A 20,796-nucleotide genomic window follows, 5' to 3' on the forward strand; every position below is an offset into this window, starting at 1 on the left:
TGATTCAGCTTTTATAAGTTCTGAAGTTTTCTATTTTTATTTAAGATCTGGCGCCTTTACTAAAGCTTTACCAGCAGCGGCACCCGCTTCAGCACCAAAGCGTTTAGCCACACGCTCCGCAAAGTTTTCTTTCATGGTGTAGTCGAGCACATCAGGCGCCTTAAAGATATCGCGCGCTACTGAATCGACAGTACCGTAACCATCTACCAAACCAAGCTTTACTGCCTGCTCACCATTCCAGATACGGCCCGAGAATAGATCTGGTGCGTCTTTTAAACGTGCGCCACGACCTTCTTTCACTACCGCAATAAATTGTTGATGAATCTCATCAATCATCGTTCTGACCATTTGCACTTGCTTTGGATCTTCCCTACTAAAAGGATCAAGCATGCCTTTATTAGAGCCCGAAGTAATCATGCGACGGGTCACACCCAATTTATCCATCAAGCCTGTGAAACCAAAGCCTTCCATAATCACGCCGATGGAGCCAACCAAACTGGCTTTATCTACCAAGATTTGATCTGCAGCCACCGCAACATAGTAGCCGCCTGAAGCACAAATATCCTCGACCACTACGTAGAAGGGCTTGTTTGGATATAGCTTACGTAGGCGATGAATCTCATCATTAATCATGCCTGCTTGCACAGGTGAACCGCCGGGACTATTAATACGCAGTACCACGCCTGCACTGTGCTCATTCTCAAACGCAGATACCAGAGATGAATTGATATCCATCGCATTAGCCAGCGAACTAGATGAGATCTCACCTTCTAGCGTCACCATCGCAGTATGTTTTTCAGTACCCATGCCGCGCCCAGGCAGATGAAAATCAAATACTGAAAGGACGACGCCAATGATGGCCACCAAAGTCAGAATACGAAGTACCGCCTTCCAGCGACGCGCTTTACGAGTCTCTTTTAGATTCTCCAAGAGCAAGTGCTCAAGCGCTTGACGTTCCCAGTTTGGATTTGGATTATTTTCCATCTTGATTCCTCAGTGTTGCCTATTAAATTACAGATTTTGCTTGAGCCATTGTGACAGTTGTGCAACATCATCTACCTGCGCTAACGACTGTGAGGTCTTTAAAGTATCCAAAGGATGAGCACCATAGGTGACTGCTACAGCATCTACTCCAGCGCTAGCAGCCATATCTAAATCATGCGTGGTATCACCAACCATCAACATCCGACGCGTGGGCACTTGAGTGACATCAGAGAGCTCGAGCAACATTCCTGGGTGCGGCTTAGAGAAGGACTCGTCAGCTGTGCGTGTTTCATGAAAGAGGTGCCCAATCTGATGATGCTGAAGGGATCGATCTAATCCAACACGAGATTTACCAGTGGCAACTCCCAGTAGATAGTTATCTGCTCGCAATTCTTCTAAGAGCTCACGAATCCCTGCGAATAAATCGAGTTCATGATCTTTTGCTAAATAGTGATAACGAAAACGATCAGTCAATTTTGGAAAGTGCACTGGCTCGATCCAAGGAACTGCGCGACGTAGTGAGTCATGAATACCTAAACCAATCACTGAACTTGCCAATGTGTCATCGGGTTCCTTAAAACCCAAATCACGACAAGCCTGCTGAATGCAGTGCACGATGGTTGGTGTGGAATCCATGATGGTTCCATCCCAATCCCACACAATCAGGTCATATCGGCGCTCCGACTTATTTTCTTCAGGCATCTTTTTTACTCATTACTTCTGTTCACATTACTGTTCAAAATTCTTCATCATCGCTTCAAACTCTGCCGGTAGAGGCGACTCGACACGCATCTTCTCGCCCGTGCGAGGATGGGTAAAACCAGCTAGGTGGGCATGCAAATAGAGTCTTTTGGATTTGATGAGCTTATCTTGATCTTCAAAGCCATACTTATCGTCACCCAAAATAGCGTGGCCCAACTTCTGCAGATGCACGCGGATTTGATGAGTACGCCCTGTTTTTAACTGAGCCTCAGCCAAAGTAATCGCAGCATCCTCACGCTTCATCGTTTTGCTGACACGTAAAGCAGTATGACTTGGCAAACCTTCAGGATCAACTCGCACCCGCCGCTCGCCATTTGCTAATAAATATTTATGAAGCGGGTATTTGAGCTGCATCACTTGAGCACCCTGCTGGATTTCACCATGAGCGAGCAAGTAATAACGTTTATCCGTTTGACCTTCGCGAATTTGGCGATGCAACTCTACAAGAGCACTGCGTTTCTTTGCCAAGAGCAACACTCCGGAAGTATCACGATCGAGACGATGCACTAATTCTAGAAATTTCAACTCAGGGCGGGTAATGCGCAAGGTCTCAATCACACCTAAGGCAATGCCAGATCCACCATGAACTGCTAAGCCAGCTGGCTTATCTACTATTAATAGAGCTTCATCCTCAAACAGAATCGGCATTTTGTCGGAATAGCCCTGAGCACGGGATCTGGTCTGGGCGGTATTGACCGCCGCCATTTGGGAAGACTCAGCAATTCTGACGGGCGGAACTCGAACGACATCACCTTCAATCAGGCGAGTAGTTGGCTCAGCCCGCTTTTTATTCACCCGAACTTCACCCGAACGAATAATGCGGTAAACGTGGCTTTTGGGGACCCCTTTGGCCCAGCGTAGTAAATAGTTGTCCAAACGCTGGCCTGCTTCTTCCGGACCAATCGTCTGCAAATGGACTGCAGCCGGGGGGCGGGTTGGGGCGGGTTTAGGCTTGGATACTGGGTCGGATTTCATGATTTATCTCTCTTGCGGCCTCGCTCAAGGACGACAAGGGACTCAACAATACCCCATTGTCATTCAACTTGTGCCGTATAATCAACGCTCTAGCCAATTTATTGGCCCGATAAGAACCTGAAGTCAGGTTTAAATCGTGGAGCTTGGAGTCGCCCTTTAAAAGACTCCCGGGGTTGCCCCTCCCCCGTTGTAATGAGGCGCAGGGTTGGTGTGCCGTATGCCGCGACCCGCGATTAGAAGACAGTTTTCAGGCGCGCGCCTGCATTGATGACCTAAAGGAGGTCTCTGCGGCGATCGTCAAGTGTGGCACCAAATTAACCAACAGTTAACTGGGTGAACTAGGCAAAAAGTGCCTAGAGTTGCATGAACCACACTTATATACCGCCTTAGGCTCAGTCCTTTGCGGCATCTAACTTGTCCCCTAACGCAGCGCGCTTACTTCACCCTCCCCCATAGGAGAGTGTTATGAAACGCATGTTATTTAATGCAACTCAACAAGAAGAGTTGCGAGTTGCCATCGTCGATGGTCAAAAACTCATTGATATTGATATCGAAGCTGCCGGTCGCGAACAACGCAAAGGCAATATCTACAAAGGTGTTATTACCCGTATTGAGCCTTCCCTAGAAGCTTGCTTTGTGAACTACGGTGAAGAGCGTCATGGCTTCTTGCCTTTTAAAGAAGTTGCCAGAGCCTATTTCAAAGAAGGTGTTGATGTTCGCAATGCTTCCATTAAGGATGCCCTGCGCGAAGGTCAAGAAATCATTGTTCAGGTAGAAAAAGAAGAGCGCGGCCAAAAAGGCGCAGCCCTCACCTCCTTTATCTCCCTAGCTGGTCGTTATTTGGTATTAATGCCAAATAACCCACGTGGAGGTGGCGTATCCCGCCGCATTGAAGGTGAAGACCGTCAAGAACTCCGTGAAGCGATGTCTCAATTAGAGGTACCTGATGGCATGAGCATCATCGCCCGCACGGCTGGTATTGGTCGCGACGCTACTGAATTGCAGTGGGACTTAAGCTACCTCATGCAGTTGTGGAAAGCGATTGATGAGGCTGCCAAAGGCAACTCAGCCCCATTATTGATTTACCTCGAATCTAGCTTAGTGATTCGCGCAATCCGCGATTACTTCCAACCAGATATCGGCGAGATCCTCATCGATACCGATGACATCTATGAACAAGCTGCTGCTTTCATGTCAGTAGTGATGCCAGACAATTTGCCCCGAGTAAAGCGCTATCAAGACGATGTGCCTTTGTTCTCTCGCTTCCAAATTGAGCATCAAATTGAAACTGCATACTCACGCACTGTGCCATTGCCCTCTGGCGGCGCGATCGTGATTGACCACACTGAAGCTTTAGTTTCCGTGGACGTCAACTCAGCACGTGCTACCCGTGGCTCCGACATTGAAGAGACTGCAACCCGCACTAACTTAGAAGCTGCCGATGAAATCGCTCGTCAAGCCCGTTTACGTGACTTGGGTGGTTTGATCGTGATCGACTTCATTGATATGGAATCAAGCAAAGCTCAAAAAGATGTTGAGAATCGCCTGCGCGATGCTTTGCGTCATGACCGTGCACGCGTTCAAATGGGCAAGATCTCTAAATTTGGTTTGATGGAAATGTCACGCCAACGTTTACGCCCTGCTCTCTCTGAAGGTAGCCATGTCACCTGCCCACGTTGTAATGGCACTGGTCACATCCGCGATACCGAATCATCTGCATTGCAAGTTCTGCGCATCATTCAAGAAGAGGCAATGAAAGAGAACACAGCAGCGATTCATACACAGGTTCCAGTCGAAGTGGCTGCTTTCCTCTTGAATGAAAAACGGGCTGAAGTCATCAAGATTGAAACTCGCTTCAAAGTTAATGTCTTGATGGTTCCGAACAAGCATTTAGAAACACCGCATTACAAGTTAGAGCGTTTGCGTCATGACGATCCTCGTTTAGATGATCAAAAAGCAAGCTACGTGATGGCTGAAGAGGCTGCTCGCGAATTAGAGACTGACACGACAGTGAGCCGCAAGGATGCTGAAGTCAAGGTTCGCCCAGAAGCAGCAGTCAAAGGCATTACACCAACACAACCTGCGCCTATGAGTCAGCCGCGTCCAGCGCGTACTGAAACAGCATCGGCTGAGAGTTCTGGCGGCTTCTTTAGCTTTATCAAGAAACTCTTCTCTTCTTCTCCAGTAACTGAAGAGAAATCAGTGCCAAGTAACAACCGTGGTCGTAATCAAGGTCGCAATGGTAATGGCGGTAATGGTGGCGATCGTAATCGTGGCCGCAATCGTCGTGGCGAACGCAATGATCGCAACGGTGAACGTGCTGAGCGTCCAGTAGCCAATGCTGCTGATGGTGCAGCTACTGAAGGCAATAACAACCGCAACGGCAATCGCAATAATCGCAATGGCAACCGTAATCAAAACGGCCCAAAACCTGAGCGTCAAGCAAACCCGGCTGCAGTAACCCCTGCAACTGAAGCTAGTCCTGGTAGCGAAGCTGCACCAAGTGCTGAAGGTGAAGAGCGTCGTGGTCGTGGTCGCAATCGTCGTGGTCGTGGTCGCGGTAGAAATGAACGTGGTGAACGCGATGAGCGCACTGAGAATAGTGATGCAGTTTCTGTAGCACCATCAGTAAATCCATTTAGTGGGCCTCCTGTAGGCATGGCTGGTGCATCCGCATCTATGCCGATTCAGAATCTTGCCAATAGTTTCGGTAATGCAAAGCAAGCTGCGGAAAAACAAGAAAGAGCTGAGAGAGCGCCACGCCCTCCACGTCAATCAAATCGTCCAGCTCAAAACACAGCTGCCACTCCAGCTGCAGCACCGGTTGCAATGGTGGCGGCAGTTTCTACTGTTGAGGTGATTGCTAAACCTGTACCAGAGCTTCCTAAAGTTGCTTTCCAGGCACTTGAAGAAACTCCTTTGCACAGCGTGGTGGAATCTGCCGGCATGATTTGGGTGGGTACTGATTCCTCTAAGCATGCTGAAGCACAAAACCAGATTCAGGCAGAACCCGTTGCGGATAACTTAGGCAGAACACCTAAACCAGCCGCAACCCTGCCCGATGGCCCCATGGTCTTAGTTGAAACCGGTGGCCAAGAAAAAACGGTTTAAGGCTTACTAAAACTTTTTCTCCAGACTGCCTCGTATCCCAAAAGGATATTGGACGGTTTGGCAGAAACCCCGTTTCACAGCCATAATTCAGCATATGGTTGAAAAAGTAATCTCCGCAACGTCCAAAGTCATTCCTATTCGCATTGATGAAGGCAAAGGCCTGACGCCCTCTATTGGCGGAGAATTGCTGGCGCCCCATGATCGCACTCAAGATACTCGTGGCCGTACTTTGCGTGATCTACGCATCTCTGTCACTGATCGCTGTAACTTCCGCTGCACGTATTGCATGCCAAAAGAAGTATTCGATCAACACTATCCTTACTTAGCGCATCAAGAATTATTAAGCTTTGAAGAAATTACGCGCCTCACCACCATTTTCTCAACTCTTGGAGTTGAGAAAATTCGCTTGACTGGCGGTGAGCCATTGTTGCGCAAAAATTTAGAAGTACTCATTGAGATGCTGGCAGCCGTGCGAACTCCTGCGGGCAAGCCTTTAGATCTCACCCTCACAACAAACGGCAGCATCCTGCGTAAGAAGGCTGCGGCTCTCAAAGTCGCTGGACTACAAAGACTGACGGTAAGTCTTGATGGCTTAGATGACGCGATCTTTAAAGAGATGAACGATGTTGATTTTCCAGTGGCTGATGTGTTGGATGGTATCAACGCCGCCCAAGAAGCTGGCTTTGAGAACATTAAAGTCAATATGGTTGTGAAAAAGGGAACGAATGATCATGAGATCGTTGCCATGGCCAAACACTTCAAAGGTAGCGGCATCATTCTGCGCTTTATTGAATTTATGGATGTGGGCAGCTCTAATGGATGGAATATGGCCGAAGTGCTTCCCTCTAAAGAAGTGATCGCTCGTATTCATGAAGTATTTCCTCTGGAAGCTATTGAGGCGAATTACACCGGAGAAGTTGCGCAGCGCTGGCGTTATGCCGATGGCTCTGGTGAGATCGGTGTGATCTCTAGTGTGACGCAAACCTTCTGTCATGAATGCACTCGTGCCCGTATCTCTACCGATGGCCAAATGTATCTTTGTCTTTTTGCCAATGAAGGATTTGATTTCAAAACTTTATTACGTTCTGGAAAAAGTGATTTAGAAATCGCCAATGCCATTATGAATACCTGGTCTGTGCGTGATGATCATTACTCCGAAATTCGAGGCTCGCATACCGCCAACCCATCGACTGGCAATCGCAAGGTCGAAATGTCTTATATCGGTGGCTAATGATTCTGACAGAACACATTACTGGACTGATTCTGGCGGGTGGCCGTGCTCAGCGCATGGGGGGCATCGATAAAGGCCTGATTCCTTTTCATCAAAAGCCCATGATCGAAGCGACGCTCACCAGACTCAAGCCACAAGTGGGCTCAATGCTGATTAATGCCAATCGAAATATCACTAAATACGCTGGCTATGGCTACCCCGTCATCATGGATGAAACGCCAGATTTCTCAGGGCCTTTGGCAGGTTTCTCGGTTGGATTGAAGGCTTGCACAACGCCTTATCTCATGACTAGCCCATGTGATTCACCGCTACTGCCAACTGATCTCGCTGCAAAACTTGCTACTGAATTAGAGCGGGGCGACTATCAATTGGTCTATGCCTCTAGTAAAGAGGCAGATGGTAAAGTTTGGGCGCAGCCTGTTTTCTGCCTGATGCGTACTGACTTACAAGATTCATTAGATTCTTTTCTACAGAAAGGTGATCTCAAAATTGATCGCTGGTTTAAAGAACTAAAAAGTAGTACTGTGATTTTTGACGATGCCCGAGCATTTGCCAATATCAACACACCGGAAGAATTGCAATCCTTAGAAGCAGCGTCTGCATGAAGCACTCGCCCAATAGCCCTATTTTACTGACTTCATCACTTCACGTTGATGAGGCACGCAAGGCTATCGCTGATTTAGTCAGTGAGTTGCTTCAAGAATCTCAAACCATGCATCATCCTGCTGACATCGAAACGGTTTCACTAGACCACGCGATTAATCGGATTCTTGCAGAAGATTTACTATCGCCAATTGATGTACCCGCCGCAGATAACTCTGCAATGGATGGTTATGCGTTTGACAGCCAATGTTTGAAAACAAGCGCTGATGAAATTAGCTTGCGTGTTGCAGGAACTGCCTTAGCAGGCAAGCCCTATGAGGGTGAGATTCAAGCTGGTGAATGTCTCAAGATCATGACTGGCGCGGTGATGCCCGCTGCTTGTGATACCGTGATACCCCAAGAGTTCATCACCAGCAATCATGAATCTATTAGTTTCAAATCAGATCAACTCAAGGCAGGCGAGAACCGTCGCTTACGTGGAGAAGATTTACAAAAAGGTAAAGCAGCTATTGCTGCTGGTCGATTATTGCGCCCCTCCGATTTAGGTTTAGCGGCATCGCTGGGTATTGCCACTCTTAAAGTACGACGCAAATTAAAGGTGGCTATTTTGTCTTCAGGTGACGAGCTACGCTCCTTAGGAGAGTCTCTCACTGCCGGCAGCATTTATGACAGCAATCGCTACAGTCTGACCGGTTTACTTAATCGCCTAGATCTAGACATCATCGACTGTGGCATTGTGCGTGATGATCCAGCATCGCTCAAGCAAGCTTTCATTGAGGCAGCTGCCAAGGCGGATGTATTGATTTCTTCTGGTGGCGTATCCGTTGGTGAGGCAGACTTTACTAAACAAATTATGCAAGAGTTGGGAGACGTTGGTTTCTGGAAAATTGCGATGCGCCCTGGTCGCCCCATGGCTTTCGGAATCCTCAAGCCCGCCCCTGGAACATCTAGCGCCCGCAAGACCCTCTTCTTTGGCCTTCCAGGCAACCCAGTGGCGGTGATGGTGACCTTCTATCAATTTGTCCGAAGCGCCCTCTTGCAACTCAATGGCGCCAGTCAAACTGAACCGCCACTAGTGCAAGCCGTGACTGAAACAGCCATTCGTAAAAAACCCGGTCGCACAGAATTTCAACGCGCCATCTTGGGGCGCAATGCTGAAGGCAAACCCAGCGTGAGGCTGACGGGTAGCCAAGGGGCAGGAATTTTGCGCTCCATGAGTGAGGCAAACTGCTTTGTCATCCTTGGTCACGACCAAGGAAATATTGCTACGGGTGACTGGGTTGATATAGCGCTTTTCGATGGACTGCTTTAAGATTGCGTCATCATGAAACTAACCAAAAAAGAGCTTGTCTTCCTAGATCCAACTCATACCGCTAAAACTTTGGTCTTAGTTTACTTATGCTTCTCTGTGCCCATCGTCTTATTAGCTTTATTTGTAGCCTTCATTCGTGATGGCGCGATTCCTGGATTTACCGTGCTATCTGCCTTGATTCTCAATGCACTTCTTGGATTTGGTTTACTGTGGATTGCCTGCAAAGTCTACAACTGGGTGGCTGGAAAATTTGGCGGTATTGAATTAGCTTTGCGCGATCTTCCAGAAGAAGTTGACGCAGAGTAATTGAGATCAGCATACTCAAATAAAAAGCCGAGAATTTCTCGGCTTTTTTACCTTCTACTTATTACTCTTTAAGAACATCTTTCCTAACTACCCCTTAAATACCTCGGTATTAATTAGGCTAGGTGGTTTCTTACCAGCGAGTGCTGCACGCAAATTCTCAACCGCCAAATCGATCATTGCTCTACGGGTTTTTTCAGTTGCACTCGCAATGTGTGGAGCTAACACTACGTTGCTTAATTTCAATAACTCAGGATTGACCTTCGGCTCACCTTCGAATACATCTAAGCCAGCAGCAAAAATCTTTTTGTCTTTGAGTGCTTGAGCTAAAGCCATATCATCCACAATTCCACCCCGGGCAATATTGACAAGGGTCGCAGTGGGTTTCATGAGTGCAATTTCTTTCGCACCGATAGTGTGGTGATTCTCTGGCGTGTAAGGTAAAACCAAAACAACGTGATCGGCAGTACGCAGTAATTCCTCTTTAGATACATAGCTCGCGTCGCAGGCTTTTTCGTCAACCTCAGATAAACGATTGCGATTGTGATAGATTACCTTCATTCCAAAACCGAGTGCGCGCTTGGCAATCCCCTGGCCAATTCGGCCCATTCCAATAATGCCGATCGTGCTGTGATGCAAATCCATACCCAAAGGGTTATGCACAATCGACCATTTATCCCAATGGCCTCCGCGCACCCAATGTTCAGATTCAGTAATCCGTCTGGCGGTTGCCATCAATAAGGCAAAACCAAAATCAGCAGTGGTATCGGTCAACACATCGGGCGTATTAGTAGCCATTACACCAGCCGCAGTAATTGCCGGCACATCAAAATTGTTATAGCCAACGGAGATATTGGCAACGATCTTCAAATTTTTAGCGTGAGCCAAAGCCGCAGCATCAATACGCTCACTTCCAGTCACTAATGCACCAGCAACACTCTCGAGTTCTTTCTGGAGCTCTTCTGGCGTGAGTACTTGATCTGCCTGGTTGGAGCGAACCTCAAAGGATTCCTCTAACTTTGCCAGTAAATCCGGAAATATTGCTCTCGCTACCAAAACTTTTGGTTTATTGCTCATGAATACCCTTTTATTAATCGATCAATTGCTTTTTGCATCAGCGGTAGTTTACCTAGGGTAGTGCCATGACCCTCGCAATCTCAGCTCAGGGTTTTATTATTGCAATGCACAATAAAAACCCTGACCAACAAGGGGAAACCCTCAACCCCCTAGCTAGCGAATTCGATTAATCTTAGTAAGATTTTGTTTTACTAAGCCGTAATTTATTAAAAGCAACAACCATAGGAGATACAGATGTCTGAAACAACCAACAACAGCCCACGTCGTAAGTTCTTAAAGAACGCAGCCGTTGGCAGTGCCGGCGCAGCTGCAATGGCTTTCCCAATGATTTCTTCTGCGCAAACTGTGAACTTGCGCTTTCAATCTACCTGGCCAGCAAAAGATATTTTCCATGAGTACGCCAATGACTACGCTACTAAGGTGAATGCAATGTCAGGTGGTCGCCTCAAAATTGAAGTGCTACCAGCTGGTTCAGTAGTAAAGGCCTTCGATATGTTGGACGCTGTATCTAGTGGAACACTGGATGGCGGCCATGGCGTTTTGGCTTACTGGTACGGTAAAAGCCCAGCACTAGCTCTCTGGGGATCTGGTCCTGCCTTTGGTATGGATGCCAATACATTGCTATCTTGGAACCAATATGGTGGTGGTCAGCAATTGCTCAATGAGATCTATAGCGACCTTAAGCTCGACGTCGTTTCCTTCCCTTATGGTCCAATGCCAACTCAGCCATTAGGCTGGTTTAAAAAGCCAATCGCTAAAACGGATGATTTGAAGGGCTTGAAATACCGTACTGTTGGCTTGTCCATTGAGATCTTCACCGATATGGGTGCATCAGTTCAGGCCTTGCCTGGCGGCGAGATTATTCCAGCGATGGATCGCGGCGTTCTCGATGCAGCTGAGTTTAATAATGCGTCTTCAGACCGTATCCTCGGCTTCCCAGACGTATCTAAGATCAACATGCTCCAAAGCTTCCACCAGTCTTCAGAGCAATTTGAAATTATCTTCAATAAGAAGAAATTCAACTCCTTGCCTGCTGATCTTCAAGCCATCCTTACCTATGGCACTCAGGCAGCTTCTGCAGATATGTCCTGGAAAGCAATCGATCGCTACTCCAAAGACTTCGCTGAGCTGCAAACCAAAGACAAAGTGAAGTTCTACGCTACGCCGAAGTCTATTTTGGTGGCCCAGTTGAACGCTTGGGACAAGATTATTGCGAAAAAAGCCTCCGAACTCCCAATGTTCAAGAAAGTGTTGGATTCACAAAAAGCCTTTGCCCAACGCGCAGTTCGCTGGGATTTGCTCACCAACGTTGATATGAAGATTGCCTACGACCATTACTTCAAGGGCTAATTTGCCTTTATAATAGTGTTTTATGAGTATCTGACCGGACGGTACCCCCGTCCGGTTTTTTATATTTCCCCAGAGAAATAAATAGTCGTTTTAGGAGAGTATTTCATGGATAAATTCATGCTGAGAGTAGATGAAATCAGCACTTTTGTAGGCAAAGCTGCTGCTTGGCTTGTGGTTCTACTGATGCTGATGGTCTTTACAGACGTCGTTCGGCGCTATGCATTCAATTCCCCATCGGCATGGATTGGTGAACTATCTGTCATGGCATACGGCACTCTGTTTATGCTGTGTGGCGCCTATACCTTGGCACAAAACGGACACGTTCGTGGCGACTTCCTTTATGGCTCCATGAAACCCCGCACACAAGCAACTCTAGATTTGATTTTGTACATTACTTTTTTCCTGCCTGGTATTGCCGCTTTGGTTTATGCAGGCTATACCTATGCAGCAGAATCCTGGCGCATCGGCGAACACACGACTCAGATTGCCAATGGTCCGCCGCTCTATCCATTTAAAACCATCATTCCGATTGCAGGCGCATTTGTGCTCTTGCAAGGTGTGGTTGAAATTATGCGTTGCATTCTTTGCCTAAAGACAGGCGAATGGCCAGCCCGCTTAAAGGATGCAGAAGAAATCGATGTGATTGAACAGCAGTTAGCTTCTTCCACTCACGTTGATGAAGAAGCCCGTCAACTCGCAATCAAAAATGCCAAAAATATCGATGAAGCAGCACACCATCGCATTGGTCAAACTAAAGAGATAAATCATGAGTGATCCAATTCTTGGCTTAGCCATGCTCGGCTTGATTATTGTTGTAATCATGCTGGGCTTCCCAACCGCCTTTACCCTGATGGGCTTAGGAATGATGTTTGGTTTTGCAGCGTTTTATGATCCCTCACAAAGTTGGGCTGCAAACAAAGTGTTTACTCTCATGGTGCAAAGAACTTTTGGGGGTATGACGAATGATGTCCTGCTATCCATTCCGCTCTTTGTATTAATGGGCTATGTGATGGAACGAGGGGCGCTGGTAGATAAGATGTTCTACAGTATTCAGCTCGCATTCCGTCGTGTACCGGCCTCATTGGCTGTAGCTACTCTGATTGTTTGTACTTTCTGGGGTATCGCAAGCGGTCTCGTTGGCGCCGTAGTTGTTCTCATGGGTGTGATTGCCATGAAGCCTATGCTCAATGCAGGTTACGATACACGGCTTGCTGCTGGTGTTATTACCGCTGGAGGCACCTTAGGCATTTTGATCCCTCCTTCAGTAATGATCATTGTGTATGCGGCTGTTGCAGGCCAATCTGTCGTTAAGCTCTATGCTGCGGCGATGGTGCCAGGTTTCTTCCTGGCATTCTTGTATTTGGTGTACATCATTGGTTGGGCTTTAATTAATCCTAAAGTTGCGCCTAAGCTACCCCCAGAGCAACTCGTCGTTCCAATTCCAGCAACAATTCGTTTTCTGCGTGAGAACTACTCGAGCAATATGTTAGTTGCCACATTTAAAGCTTTGCTCTCGCCAGCAAAACTATTGAATGCGCCGGTTGACGCAAAGTTGTCTTTTGGAAAAATTTTCAAAAATGTATTGGCCGCATTAACCCCATTCCTCTTGGTTGCAGTGACCATGTGGGGAGTGTGGTGGTACGTCATGATTCATCAGCAATCTGAAAAAGATGCTCAGAACGTGCCAGTAGCAACTCAAGTTGCCAAAGCCTCTACAAGCGCTGCAGAGCCAGTTGAAGAGGCTTTAGTAGCTATTGATGCCACCTCCAACAGCATCAAATCTAAAGAGACTGAGGAAGATGCACCATTGGTTGCCCTCGATGCCGCAGCTGGTGATGACCCCATTGAAGCTGGTGCTGTTGCAGAAGCTAATAATGGGCCACCAGAAAACTTCGAGCTGTATTTTGGCTTGACCTGCGTCCTCTTCGGCTTGCTGCTCATTTACTACTACATTAAGTTAGATGAAGAGCAGTTTGAAATCCTCAAACTATTGATCGAGTCTGTCATGCCCTTAGGCGTGCTGACTCTCTTAGTCTTGGCTGTCATCCTGCTCGGCATTACTACCGCAACCGAGTCTGCAGCGGTGGGCGCATTGGGTGCTTTCATTCTGGCACTACAAGCGGGCACCTTAGACTTTGAGCGCACTAAGCAAGCCGTTTTCTTGACAGCTAAAACAACATCGATGGTGTGCTGGTTGTTCGTAGGTTCAGCACTCTTCTCGGCTGTGTTTACTATTTTGGGCGGTCAATCGATCATTGAAAAATGGGTGCTCATGTTAGATCTGACACCTATTCAGTTCATGCTGCTCTCTCAAGCGATCATCTTCTTCCTGGGATGGCCTTTAGAGTGGACTGAAATTATTGTTATTTTCGTGCCGATCTTCTTGCCTTTGTTAGCTCACTTCAACATCGATCCGCTCTTGTGGGGAACCTTGGTATTTGTGAACTTGCAAGCAGCATTCTTGTCACCACCGGTTGCAATGTCTGCCTTCTATCTCAAAGGGGTATCGCCACCAGGCGTCACACTCAACCAGATTTTTGCAGGCATGATGCCTTACATGTTCATTGTGATTGCCTGTATGGTCTTCATGTACATCTGGCCAGGTATGACATTGTGGCTACCGAAGTTCCTCTACGGAGGTTGATGTTAGGTAGTTTCAGTAAAAGAAAAGCGCTCCCTTGGGAGCGCTTTTTTATGTCCACTGTAATGAATTAAGCAGCCTGTTTTAGCAACTCACTATTCGTCTTACCCAAAGCCAGAGTAAATAAACCTTGCCAGTAATTGAATGCTGCCAGCTCATCCTCATCTAACTCCATCTCAATAAAGGCTGGATGGCGAATTAAGGAAAGCCAAATACGGCAAAACATCTTGTCCTCAAGACGAGAGGGTTTACTGACAAAGGGAATCTCTTCAAGATTGGGGATCATTTCGTAAACACCCTCTTTATCGTCCATCTCTTGCTTATCTCTGCTTAAGCGCATCATTTCAAGCATCACTCGACCCAACTGATCGTAATGACCTTGCCAGCAAATAGGGGTTGCCGCAATCTCTTTTGTTTTCTGTAAATACTTACGGGCAAAGTCGCTCCAGGCATGCGCTAAATCAAACTCCGTTTTTACCTTAGCATTTTGCAGAGCAGTTGGTAAGTTGGTAGATTTCATTAACTCCAAACTGCGATCACTCCCAAAGGTGTAATCGATAATCAATAACGGTTTTGCTGTTTTATCGATCTGTAGCCGATACTCTTCCATAGTCCATTCTTTCTTGACAGGGTTTATTCGTGTGAATGCCTAAAGTGTAATCAATTGAGGTTTATCTTCTGAAAACCAAAGCCCTAGGGAAAGCCCTTGCTTAGACTTCACTCTTACTCTCGACCGCCATATGGGTAAAGGCAATTTTTAATAGCGGGCAGTCTATAGATCCCTGATTAGCAAAACCAATCAAATCGCCCAAGATATGTTGATGTTCATTTTTCTTGCTTGCCAGCAAGTCTCTCAGCATTGAGGCTGTAAAAGGTGAGCCTTCTTTTGTCAGAATTTCTTGAGAGCTCAATTGAGTCTTCTCGGCAATGGGATGACCTTCACTACTAGCAATAGCACAGCATTCTGCGAACATTCGCTTGCTGAGATCTTTGCCATAAGGGGTTGCGGTAATCTCGCCAATAGAGCCGCGACAGATGGTTGTAATGCCTGCTAAGGTTGCCAAGAACACCCATTTATCCCACAAAGTTTGCTCAATATTCTCATGATAGAAAGCATCGAAATCGGTTTTTTTGCACAGCGAAAAGAGTTCCTGACTCAGTGCGACTTGTTGTGGTGTTCTCGGGCCTATTGTGAATGAACCCAATTCGGTTAGCTGTTTTACTGAGCCTGATTCAGAAATGGTTGCAGCGATATGGGCTACCCCACCCATCACCCGCTCTTTGCCGAACTGACGGTCCAAAACCTCAAGGTGCGTGAACCCGTTTAAAAAAGGTAGGATCACTCCTTGAGAGCTTGCTTTGGCAATCGACTTTAACGAATCATCCAAATCAAAGGCTTTGCAGGCCAAAATGATGAGGTCGTAAATAGGCTCCAACTGGGCGGCTAAGACCGTTTTAGGGTGGATCGTAAAGCTGCCCTTCGGAGTCTCGATAGTCAGCCCCTTGGCTTGAATCAGTTGCTGGCGCTGCTCACGTAATAAATAAGTGATATCTGCGCCTGACTGCTGCAATTTGGCCCCAAAAAAGCCCCCGATACCACCTGCCCCAACAATCAGTATTTTCATAATAGATGCTCTTTTTACTCAATTTTCAGCCCCTAGGATAGTCCTCATTTTGCAAAGCCACCAAAAGGGTCATAAGCGCTAAAAATGGCTCATTTCGGCTAAAATTGACCTTTTATAATTTCCCAATTCTTATTTTGGGCTCTTTAGATTAAACGCTATGACATACGTTGTTACCGAATCCTGCATCCGTTGCAAATACACCGACTGCGTCGATGTTTGTCCAGTCGACTGCTTTCGCGAAGGCCCCAACTTCTTAGTCATTGATCCAGACGAGTGCATTGACTGCGCAGTGTGCGTTCCTGAGTGCCCTGTCAATGCGATTTATGCGGAAGACGACGTCCCTGGAGATCAACAAGACTTCATCAAACTTAATGCTGAGCTTTCTTCATCATGGACATCCATCACTAAATCAAAGTCCGCCCTTCCAGACGCTGATGAGTGGAAAGATGTCAAAAACAAACTCGATCAGTTAGCAAAGTAATCCACAACTACACGAGCATTGATTTGTACTCACCCACAGAAGCTGACGCAGTCATCATTGGCGCCGGTCCTGTGGGCCTCTTCCAAGTCTTTGAACTTGGACTGCTCGATATCAAAACCCACGTCATTGACTCACTACCAGAAGCTGGTGGTCAATGTATAGAGCTCTATCCTGATAAACCTATTTACGATATTCCTGCGATACCAGTGTGTACTGGGCGTGAACTCACGCATAACCTTCTCAAACAAATTGAACCTTTTAGTCCACAGTTTCATTTAGGACAAGAAGTCACTCAACTCGAGAAACAAGCCGATGGCCGTTTTTTGATTGGCACATCACAGAATCACCACTTCCTGGCTAAGACCGTCTTTATTGCTGCCGGTGTTGGCGCCTTTCAACCCAGACTACTCAACCTAGAGGGCATTGATAGTTTAGTGGGTAAGCAAGTCTTCTATCACATCAAAGATCCAGAACGATTTATCGGCAAGCGTATTGTTATTTGCGGCGGTGGAGATTCCGCACTCGATTGGGTCTTGTACTTTGCAGACAAAGCAGCGAGCGTCACCTTGATTCATCGTCGCGATGACTTTAAAGCGGCTCCACAATCTATTGCCAAAATGCGCGCACTGTGTGCCGCTGGAAAAATGCAATTACTCATTGGTCAAATTACTGGATACGAGACTAAAGAGGGTCAATTAACTGATATTGCGATCACCGACATTGATAGCAATACCACATTGCTTCCTTTGGATGATCTCTTGATCTTCTTTGGCCTCTCTCCCAAATTAGGCCCCATTGCAGAGTGGGGTCTTGATATTGATCGCAAGCAAATTACTGTCGATACTGAAAAGTTTCAGACCAGTATTCCAGGAATTTATGCAGTCGGTGACATCAATGTTTACCCCGGGAAAAAGAAACTCATTTTGTCAGGCTTTCATGAGGCGGCGTTAGCTGCTTTTGCGGCAGCCGCATACCTGAACCCTGAAAAACAAATCCAGTTGCAGTACACCACCACCTCCCCTAAGCTCCATAAGGCACTTGGGGTGAAGTCGCCCACATTCGAGTAAGCTATCCTTTCATTTATTTACTAAACCCCTTTTAGCCAATTTTTATGCGCCAATATCACGATCTCATGAAAGAAGTCCTTGCCAAGGGCGTCAATAAGTCAGATAGAACGGGTACTGGCACGATCTCAGTTTTTGGGCACCAGATGCGCTTTAATCTAGCTGAAGGCTTCCCCATGGTTACCACCAAGAAGCTCCACCTCAAATCCATCATTTACGAGTTGCTGTGGTTTCTCAAAGGTAGCACTGACAACAATTGGCTTAAAGAACGTGGCGTCTCTATCTGGAATGAATGGGCTGCACCTGATGGTGATCTAGGTCCGATTTATGGCTATCAATGGCGGTCATGGCCCGCACCAAATGGTCAGCACATTGATCAAATCACTGAAGTCCTTGAGACGATTAAAAAGAATCCAGACTCCCGTCGCATCATTGTTTCAGCATGGAACGTAGCGGATATTCCAAGGATGGCTTTAGCGCCATGCCACGCCTTCTTTCAGTTCTATGTGGCTGATGGCAAATTATCTTGCCAACTCTACCAACGCAGCGCTGATATCTTCCTCGGTGTGCCCTTTAATATCGCTAGCTATGCTTTGTTGACCCACATGATGGCCCAACAATGTAATTTAGAAGTAGGTGACTTTATTTGGACAGGTGGTGATTGCCACTTGTATAGCAATCACCTAGAACAAGTGGATCTTCAGCTCTCTCGAGATTTCTTTCCTCTGCCAAAGCTCAATATCTTGCGTAAACCTGCTTCGATCTTTGATTATGAATTCGAAGATTTTGAAATTATTGGTTACGAATCGCATCCCCATATCAAAGCTCCAGTAGCTGTTTAAGAAATCTCTCAGACATGACACAACCTGCTATCTCGATGATTGTTGCGCGCTCACGAAACCACGTGATCGGTCGCGACAATCAAATGCCCTGGAAAATCTCGGCAGACTTGCAATTCTTTAAGCGCGTCACTATGGGCTACCCGGTCATTATGGGTCGCAAGACTTGGGAATCGATTGGTCGCCCACTGCCAGGCCGACGGAATATCGTTGTCAGCCGTAATGCCAACTATGAGGCCGCTGGTGGAGAACTTGCTAGCTCTCTAGATGCGGCCCTCAATCAATTAAATGAAGCCCCAAGAGTATTTGTAATTGGTGGCGAACAATTATTTACGCAAGCCTTTGATAAAGCAGATCGCTTATACATTACCGAGATTGAGATGGATGTTCAAGGTGGCGACACTTTCTTTGAAATCCCTAACGAATCCGCCTGGAAAGAAGTAGAACGTACCCCAGGCTCAGAAAATAATATTCATTTTAATTTTGTAACGCTTGAGCGCAAATAAAAAGGACTCCGAGGAGTCCTTTTTATTCTGAGCATCAAATTCAATACATCGCGATTACTGAACAACGATTTTTGAATTCTTTGCAATCCCAGAAACAAATTCAAATTGCTTCCTCTGCGCTAGGCCAGCACGAATCGCTGGTTTGGCCTGCTCAAAAGTAGGTGGCTTACTGGACTTTTTATCTTCCAGCTTTACTAAATACCAGCCCTGTTGCAATTGAATAGGAGCCGATGTTTGCCCTTTTCCAAGATTGACTAATACAGCAGATATTTGCGGTGGAACTTGGCCAGGTTGAACCCAACCTGCAGCACCGCCTTGTGCTTTATTCGGCGCCAATGAAACGCTTTTAGCCACCTTATCAAAGGCTTCGCCCTTCTTAATACGATTTAAAGCAGCCTGAGCATCTGCCTCTGTGGCTAGCGCAATATCACTAATCTTGTATTCCATGATCATGCCTTGAGGGCCAAGAGATGCTACCTGCTTGTTGTACTCTGCCTGAATTTCGGCATCGGAAATCGGATTTTGCGCCATGAAAGTAGATAGCTCTAGGTCTGCCAAATAATTTTGGCGAATCATCGTTAGCTGAGCATTGGCTTTTTCAGAATTGGCTAAACCATCTTTTTCAGCTTGCTGTGATAACAACAATACCTCGATGAACTTCTCTATCACCATTTTACGGAGCTCGGGAGAATCCTTTTGACCTTGTGAGATTGCAACTTTGATACCTTGCTCAACCATATCGTTTGTAATGATGGCGCCATTCACCGAGGCTGCGGCATTAATAGGTAAACCGCTTTGCTGTGCATATGCAGCACTACACAATGCAAAACTCAAAAGACCGGCACAAATCAGGTGTACTGACCTTGGTTTTAATGGAGACATAAATGGTTTCATCAGGTTTGATCTTTCTAGGCTTTCTTAAAAGTAGCCCTAATAGTAACAGCAGCCTCAACAGTAAAATAAACTGATGTGCGTTCAATACCTCACCACCGTCAATATCGATTGGGTCAAAGCCCACTTTGATCTCGATCTACCAACATCCAGCACGCATGATGTGTTTCCAACCTATCCTGGAACAATCATTCTAAAAAGTCATAATACCCAACGCACAGCCATTGGTCCTGCGCGTTTTGGCTTGATACCGTCTTGGGCAAAAGATGAAGGCTTTGGCAGGAAAACCTATAACGCCAGATCTGAAACTGTCAGCCAAAAACCCTCATACAAACAGGCATGGTCTCAGCGGCACTTCGCACTCGCTCTAGCAGATGCTTTTTATGAACCCTGCTATGAATCTGGCAGGGCAGTGCGCACCAAAATTCAACAGGCCAATCGTGAGCCCATGGCAATCGCCTCTATTTGGGATACCTGGACTGAACCAGAGACTGGCGAACTGATTGTGTCATTCTCAATGCTGACGATCAATGCAAATCATCATCTATTAATGAATCGATGCCATCAGCCTGAAGATGAAAAGCGCACAGTCGTCCCATTGCGACCTGAACTATTTAATGATTGGCTTAACGCTACCCCTGATACAGCAAAATCACTCCTCAGTCTTGATGCAATCCCCGAATTAATTTTCTCTGATTGATTTCAAATCCAAAAGTACTAAAAAGAAATCGTCGGGGTCATGGGCTGGTAGGGTGCTGCCGACCCTGTTTCCAAAGCTTCAGCCTCTTGTTCGCCAACAGGGGCATTGAAAAACTTGGAATTTAACTGTGGTGGTTGCTGCAAATTCATTTGCTGTTGATTTGATCCAACCGGCCCAAAAGGCCCTTCTGCTGGAGAAATTTTTTGCTCATTAAAAGCTTTTAACTGTTCAGGGGTATAGGGAGAAAAGGTCTGCATTCCTTGGTTTGATGGGGTTTGCGCGCTGGCTGAACATCCCAATAACAGTAGGCATACTGCTAACTGAATACGAATAACATTCAT

At 46.6% G+C, this 20,796-nt stretch carries 21 protein-coding genes; 13 read left to right on the plus strand and 8 right to left on the minus strand.

Annotated elements, in window-relative coordinates:
• Nucleotides 1–36: 36 nt before the first annotated feature.
• The 3 genes from sppA to VC178_RS00900 are packed head-to-tail and all read right to left on the minus strand — an operon-like array spanning nt 37 to nt 2,721.
• Nucleotides 37–984, minus strand: coding sequence for a signal peptide peptidase SppA (gene sppA / locus VC178_RS00890; protein WP_323481265.1), 948 nt, complete (start codon nt 982–984; stop codon nt 37–39).
• 27 nt (nt 985–1,011) lie between these two features.
• A complete protein-coding gene (locus VC178_RS00895) occupies nt 1,012–1,686 on the minus strand; it encodes an HAD-IA family hydrolase (protein ID WP_323481266.1) in 675 nt (224 codons plus the stop codon).
• Nucleotides 1,687–1,713: 27 nt separating this feature from the next.
• Nucleotides 1,714–2,721: an RluA family pseudouridine synthase gene (locus VC178_RS00900; RefSeq protein WP_323481267.1), complete on the minus strand. Its 1,008-nt coding sequence runs from the start codon at nt 2,719–2,721 to the stop codon at nt 1,714–1,716.
• A gap of 465 nt (nt 2,722–3,186) precedes the next feature.
• Between VC178_RS00900 and VC178_RS00905 the strand changes: the two genes are divergently transcribed.
• The 5 genes from VC178_RS00905 (at nt 3,187) to VC178_RS00925 (ending at nt 9,284) form a co-directional block, all read left to right on the plus strand.
• On the plus strand, nt 3,187–5,832 hold the full coding sequence (locus VC178_RS00905) for an Rne/Rng family ribonuclease (RefSeq protein WP_323481268.1): 2,646 nt from the start codon (nt 3,187–3,189) through the stop codon (nt 5,830–5,832).
• Nucleotides 5,833–5,926: 94 nt separating this feature from the next.
• Nucleotides 5,927–7,063, plus strand: a complete 1,137-nt coding sequence (gene moaA, locus VC178_RS00910) for a GTP 3',8-cyclase MoaA (RefSeq protein WP_323481269.1) — start codon at nt 5,927–5,929, stop codon at nt 7,061–7,063.
• Complete coding sequence (gene mobA, locus VC178_RS00915) at nt 7,063–7,668, plus strand: molybdenum cofactor guanylyltransferase MobA (RefSeq protein WP_323481270.1); 606 nt, start codon at nt 7,063–7,065, stop codon at nt 7,666–7,668. The genes moaA and mobA overlap by 1 nt, the downstream gene beginning before the upstream one ends.
• Entirely contained in the window at nt 7,665–8,978 is a 1,314-nt protein-coding gene (glp, locus tag VC178_RS00920) for a gephyrin-like molybdotransferase Glp (RefSeq protein ID WP_323481271.1), read from the plus strand. The genes mobA and glp overlap by 4 nt, the downstream gene beginning before the upstream one ends.
• 12 nt (nt 8,979–8,990) lie before the next feature.
• Entirely contained in the window at nt 8,991–9,284 is a 294-nt protein-coding gene (locus VC178_RS00925; RefSeq protein ID WP_215296404.1) for a hypothetical protein, read from the plus strand.
• An 87-nt stretch (nt 9,285–9,371) separates the two neighbouring features.
• On the opposite strand, the gene VC178_RS00930 is transcribed toward VC178_RS00925, so the two are convergent.
• The gene (locus VC178_RS00930) at nt 9,372–10,358 is read right to left on the minus strand and encodes a D-glycerate dehydrogenase (RefSeq protein ID WP_323481272.1); all 987 of its coding nucleotides are present in this window, start codon (nt 10,356–10,358) and stop codon (nt 9,372–9,374) included.
• Nucleotides 10,359–10,592: 234 nt separating this feature from the next.
• On the opposite strand from VC178_RS00930, the gene VC178_RS00935 reads away from it, so the two are divergent.
• The 3 genes from VC178_RS00935 (at nt 10,593) to VC178_RS00945 (ending at nt 14,352) form a co-directional block, all read left to right on the plus strand.
• Nucleotides 10,593–11,708, plus strand: a complete 1,116-nt coding sequence (locus VC178_RS00935) for a TRAP transporter substrate-binding protein (protein WP_323481273.1) — start codon at nt 10,593–10,595, stop codon at nt 11,706–11,708.
• Nucleotides 11,709–11,813: 105 nt separating this feature from the next.
• Entirely contained in the window at nt 11,814–12,482 is a 669-nt protein-coding gene (locus VC178_RS00940; protein WP_215296401.1) for a TRAP transporter small permease subunit, read from the plus strand.
• The gene (locus VC178_RS00945) at nt 12,475–14,352 is read left to right on the plus strand and encodes a TRAP transporter large permease (protein WP_323481274.1); all 1,878 of its coding nucleotides are present in this window, start codon (nt 12,475–12,477) and stop codon (nt 14,350–14,352) included. The genes VC178_RS00940 and VC178_RS00945 overlap by 8 nt, the downstream gene beginning before the upstream one ends.
• 67 nt (nt 14,353–14,419) lie before the next feature.
• Here VC178_RS00945 and VC178_RS00950 read toward each other — a convergent pair whose 3' ends face one another.
• Together VC178_RS00950 and VC178_RS00955 are read right to left on the minus strand one after the other, a co-directional pair.
• Nucleotides 14,420–14,959 (minus strand): hypothetical protein, encoded by a 540-nt coding sequence (locus VC178_RS00950; protein WP_215296399.1) that lies wholly within the window; start codon nt 14,957–14,959, stop codon nt 14,420–14,422.
• A 100-nt stretch (nt 14,960–15,059) separates the two neighbouring features.
• Nucleotides 15,060–15,974, minus strand: coding sequence for a 2-dehydropantoate 2-reductase (locus tag VC178_RS00955; protein WP_323481275.1), 915 nt, complete (start codon nt 15,972–15,974; stop codon nt 15,060–15,062).
• 157 nt (nt 15,975–16,131) lie between these two features.
• On the opposite strand from VC178_RS00955, the gene fdxA reads away from it, so the two are divergent.
• The 4 genes from fdxA to VC178_RS00975 are packed head-to-tail and all read left to right on the plus strand — an operon-like array spanning nt 16,132 to nt 18,864.
• Nucleotides 16,132–16,455, plus strand: a complete 324-nt coding sequence (fdxA, locus tag VC178_RS00960; RefSeq protein WP_215296397.1) for a ferredoxin FdxA — start codon at nt 16,132–16,134, stop codon at nt 16,453–16,455.
• Nucleotides 16,456–16,472: 17 nt separating this feature from the next.
• Nucleotides 16,473–17,522, plus strand: a complete 1,050-nt coding sequence (locus VC178_RS00965; RefSeq protein WP_416350527.1) for an NAD(P)/FAD-dependent oxidoreductase — start codon at nt 16,473–16,475, stop codon at nt 17,520–17,522.
• A gap of 44 nt (nt 17,523–17,566) precedes the next feature.
• On the plus strand, nt 17,567–18,361 hold the full coding sequence (locus tag VC178_RS00970; RefSeq protein WP_323481277.1) for a thymidylate synthase: 795 nt from the start codon (nt 17,567–17,569) through the stop codon (nt 18,359–18,361).
• 14 nt (nt 18,362–18,375) lie between these two features.
• Nucleotides 18,376–18,864, plus strand: coding sequence for a dihydrofolate reductase (locus tag VC178_RS00975; protein ID WP_215296395.1), 489 nt, complete (start codon nt 18,376–18,378; stop codon nt 18,862–18,864).
• Nucleotides 18,865–18,918: 54 nt separating this feature from the next.
• Here VC178_RS00975 and VC178_RS00980 read toward each other — a convergent pair whose 3' ends face one another.
• Nucleotides 18,919–19,758, minus strand: coding sequence for a peptidylprolyl isomerase (locus VC178_RS00980; RefSeq protein WP_323481278.1), 840 nt, complete (start codon nt 19,756–19,758; stop codon nt 18,919–18,921).
• Nucleotides 19,759–19,831: 73 nt separating this feature from the next.
• Here VC178_RS00980 and VC178_RS00985 point away from each other — a divergent pair, with 73 nt between their 5' ends.
• Nucleotides 19,832–20,455 (plus strand): SOS response-associated peptidase, encoded by a 624-nt coding sequence (locus tag VC178_RS00985; RefSeq protein WP_323481279.1) that lies wholly within the window; start codon nt 19,832–19,834, stop codon nt 20,453–20,455.
• Nucleotides 20,456–20,472: 17 nt separating this feature from the next.
• Here the strand turns inward: VC178_RS00985 and VC178_RS00990 are convergent, their stop codons facing one another.
• Nucleotides 20,473–20,796 (minus strand): hypothetical protein, encoded by a 324-nt coding sequence (locus tag VC178_RS00990; RefSeq protein WP_323481280.1) that lies wholly within the window; start codon nt 20,794–20,796, stop codon nt 20,473–20,475.

The organism is Polynucleobacter sp. AP-Sanab-80-C2, from assembly GCF_035012965.1.
In the GTDB taxonomy this organism is placed as follows: Bacteria; Pseudomonadota; Gammaproteobacteria; order Burkholderiales; family Burkholderiaceae; genus Polynucleobacter.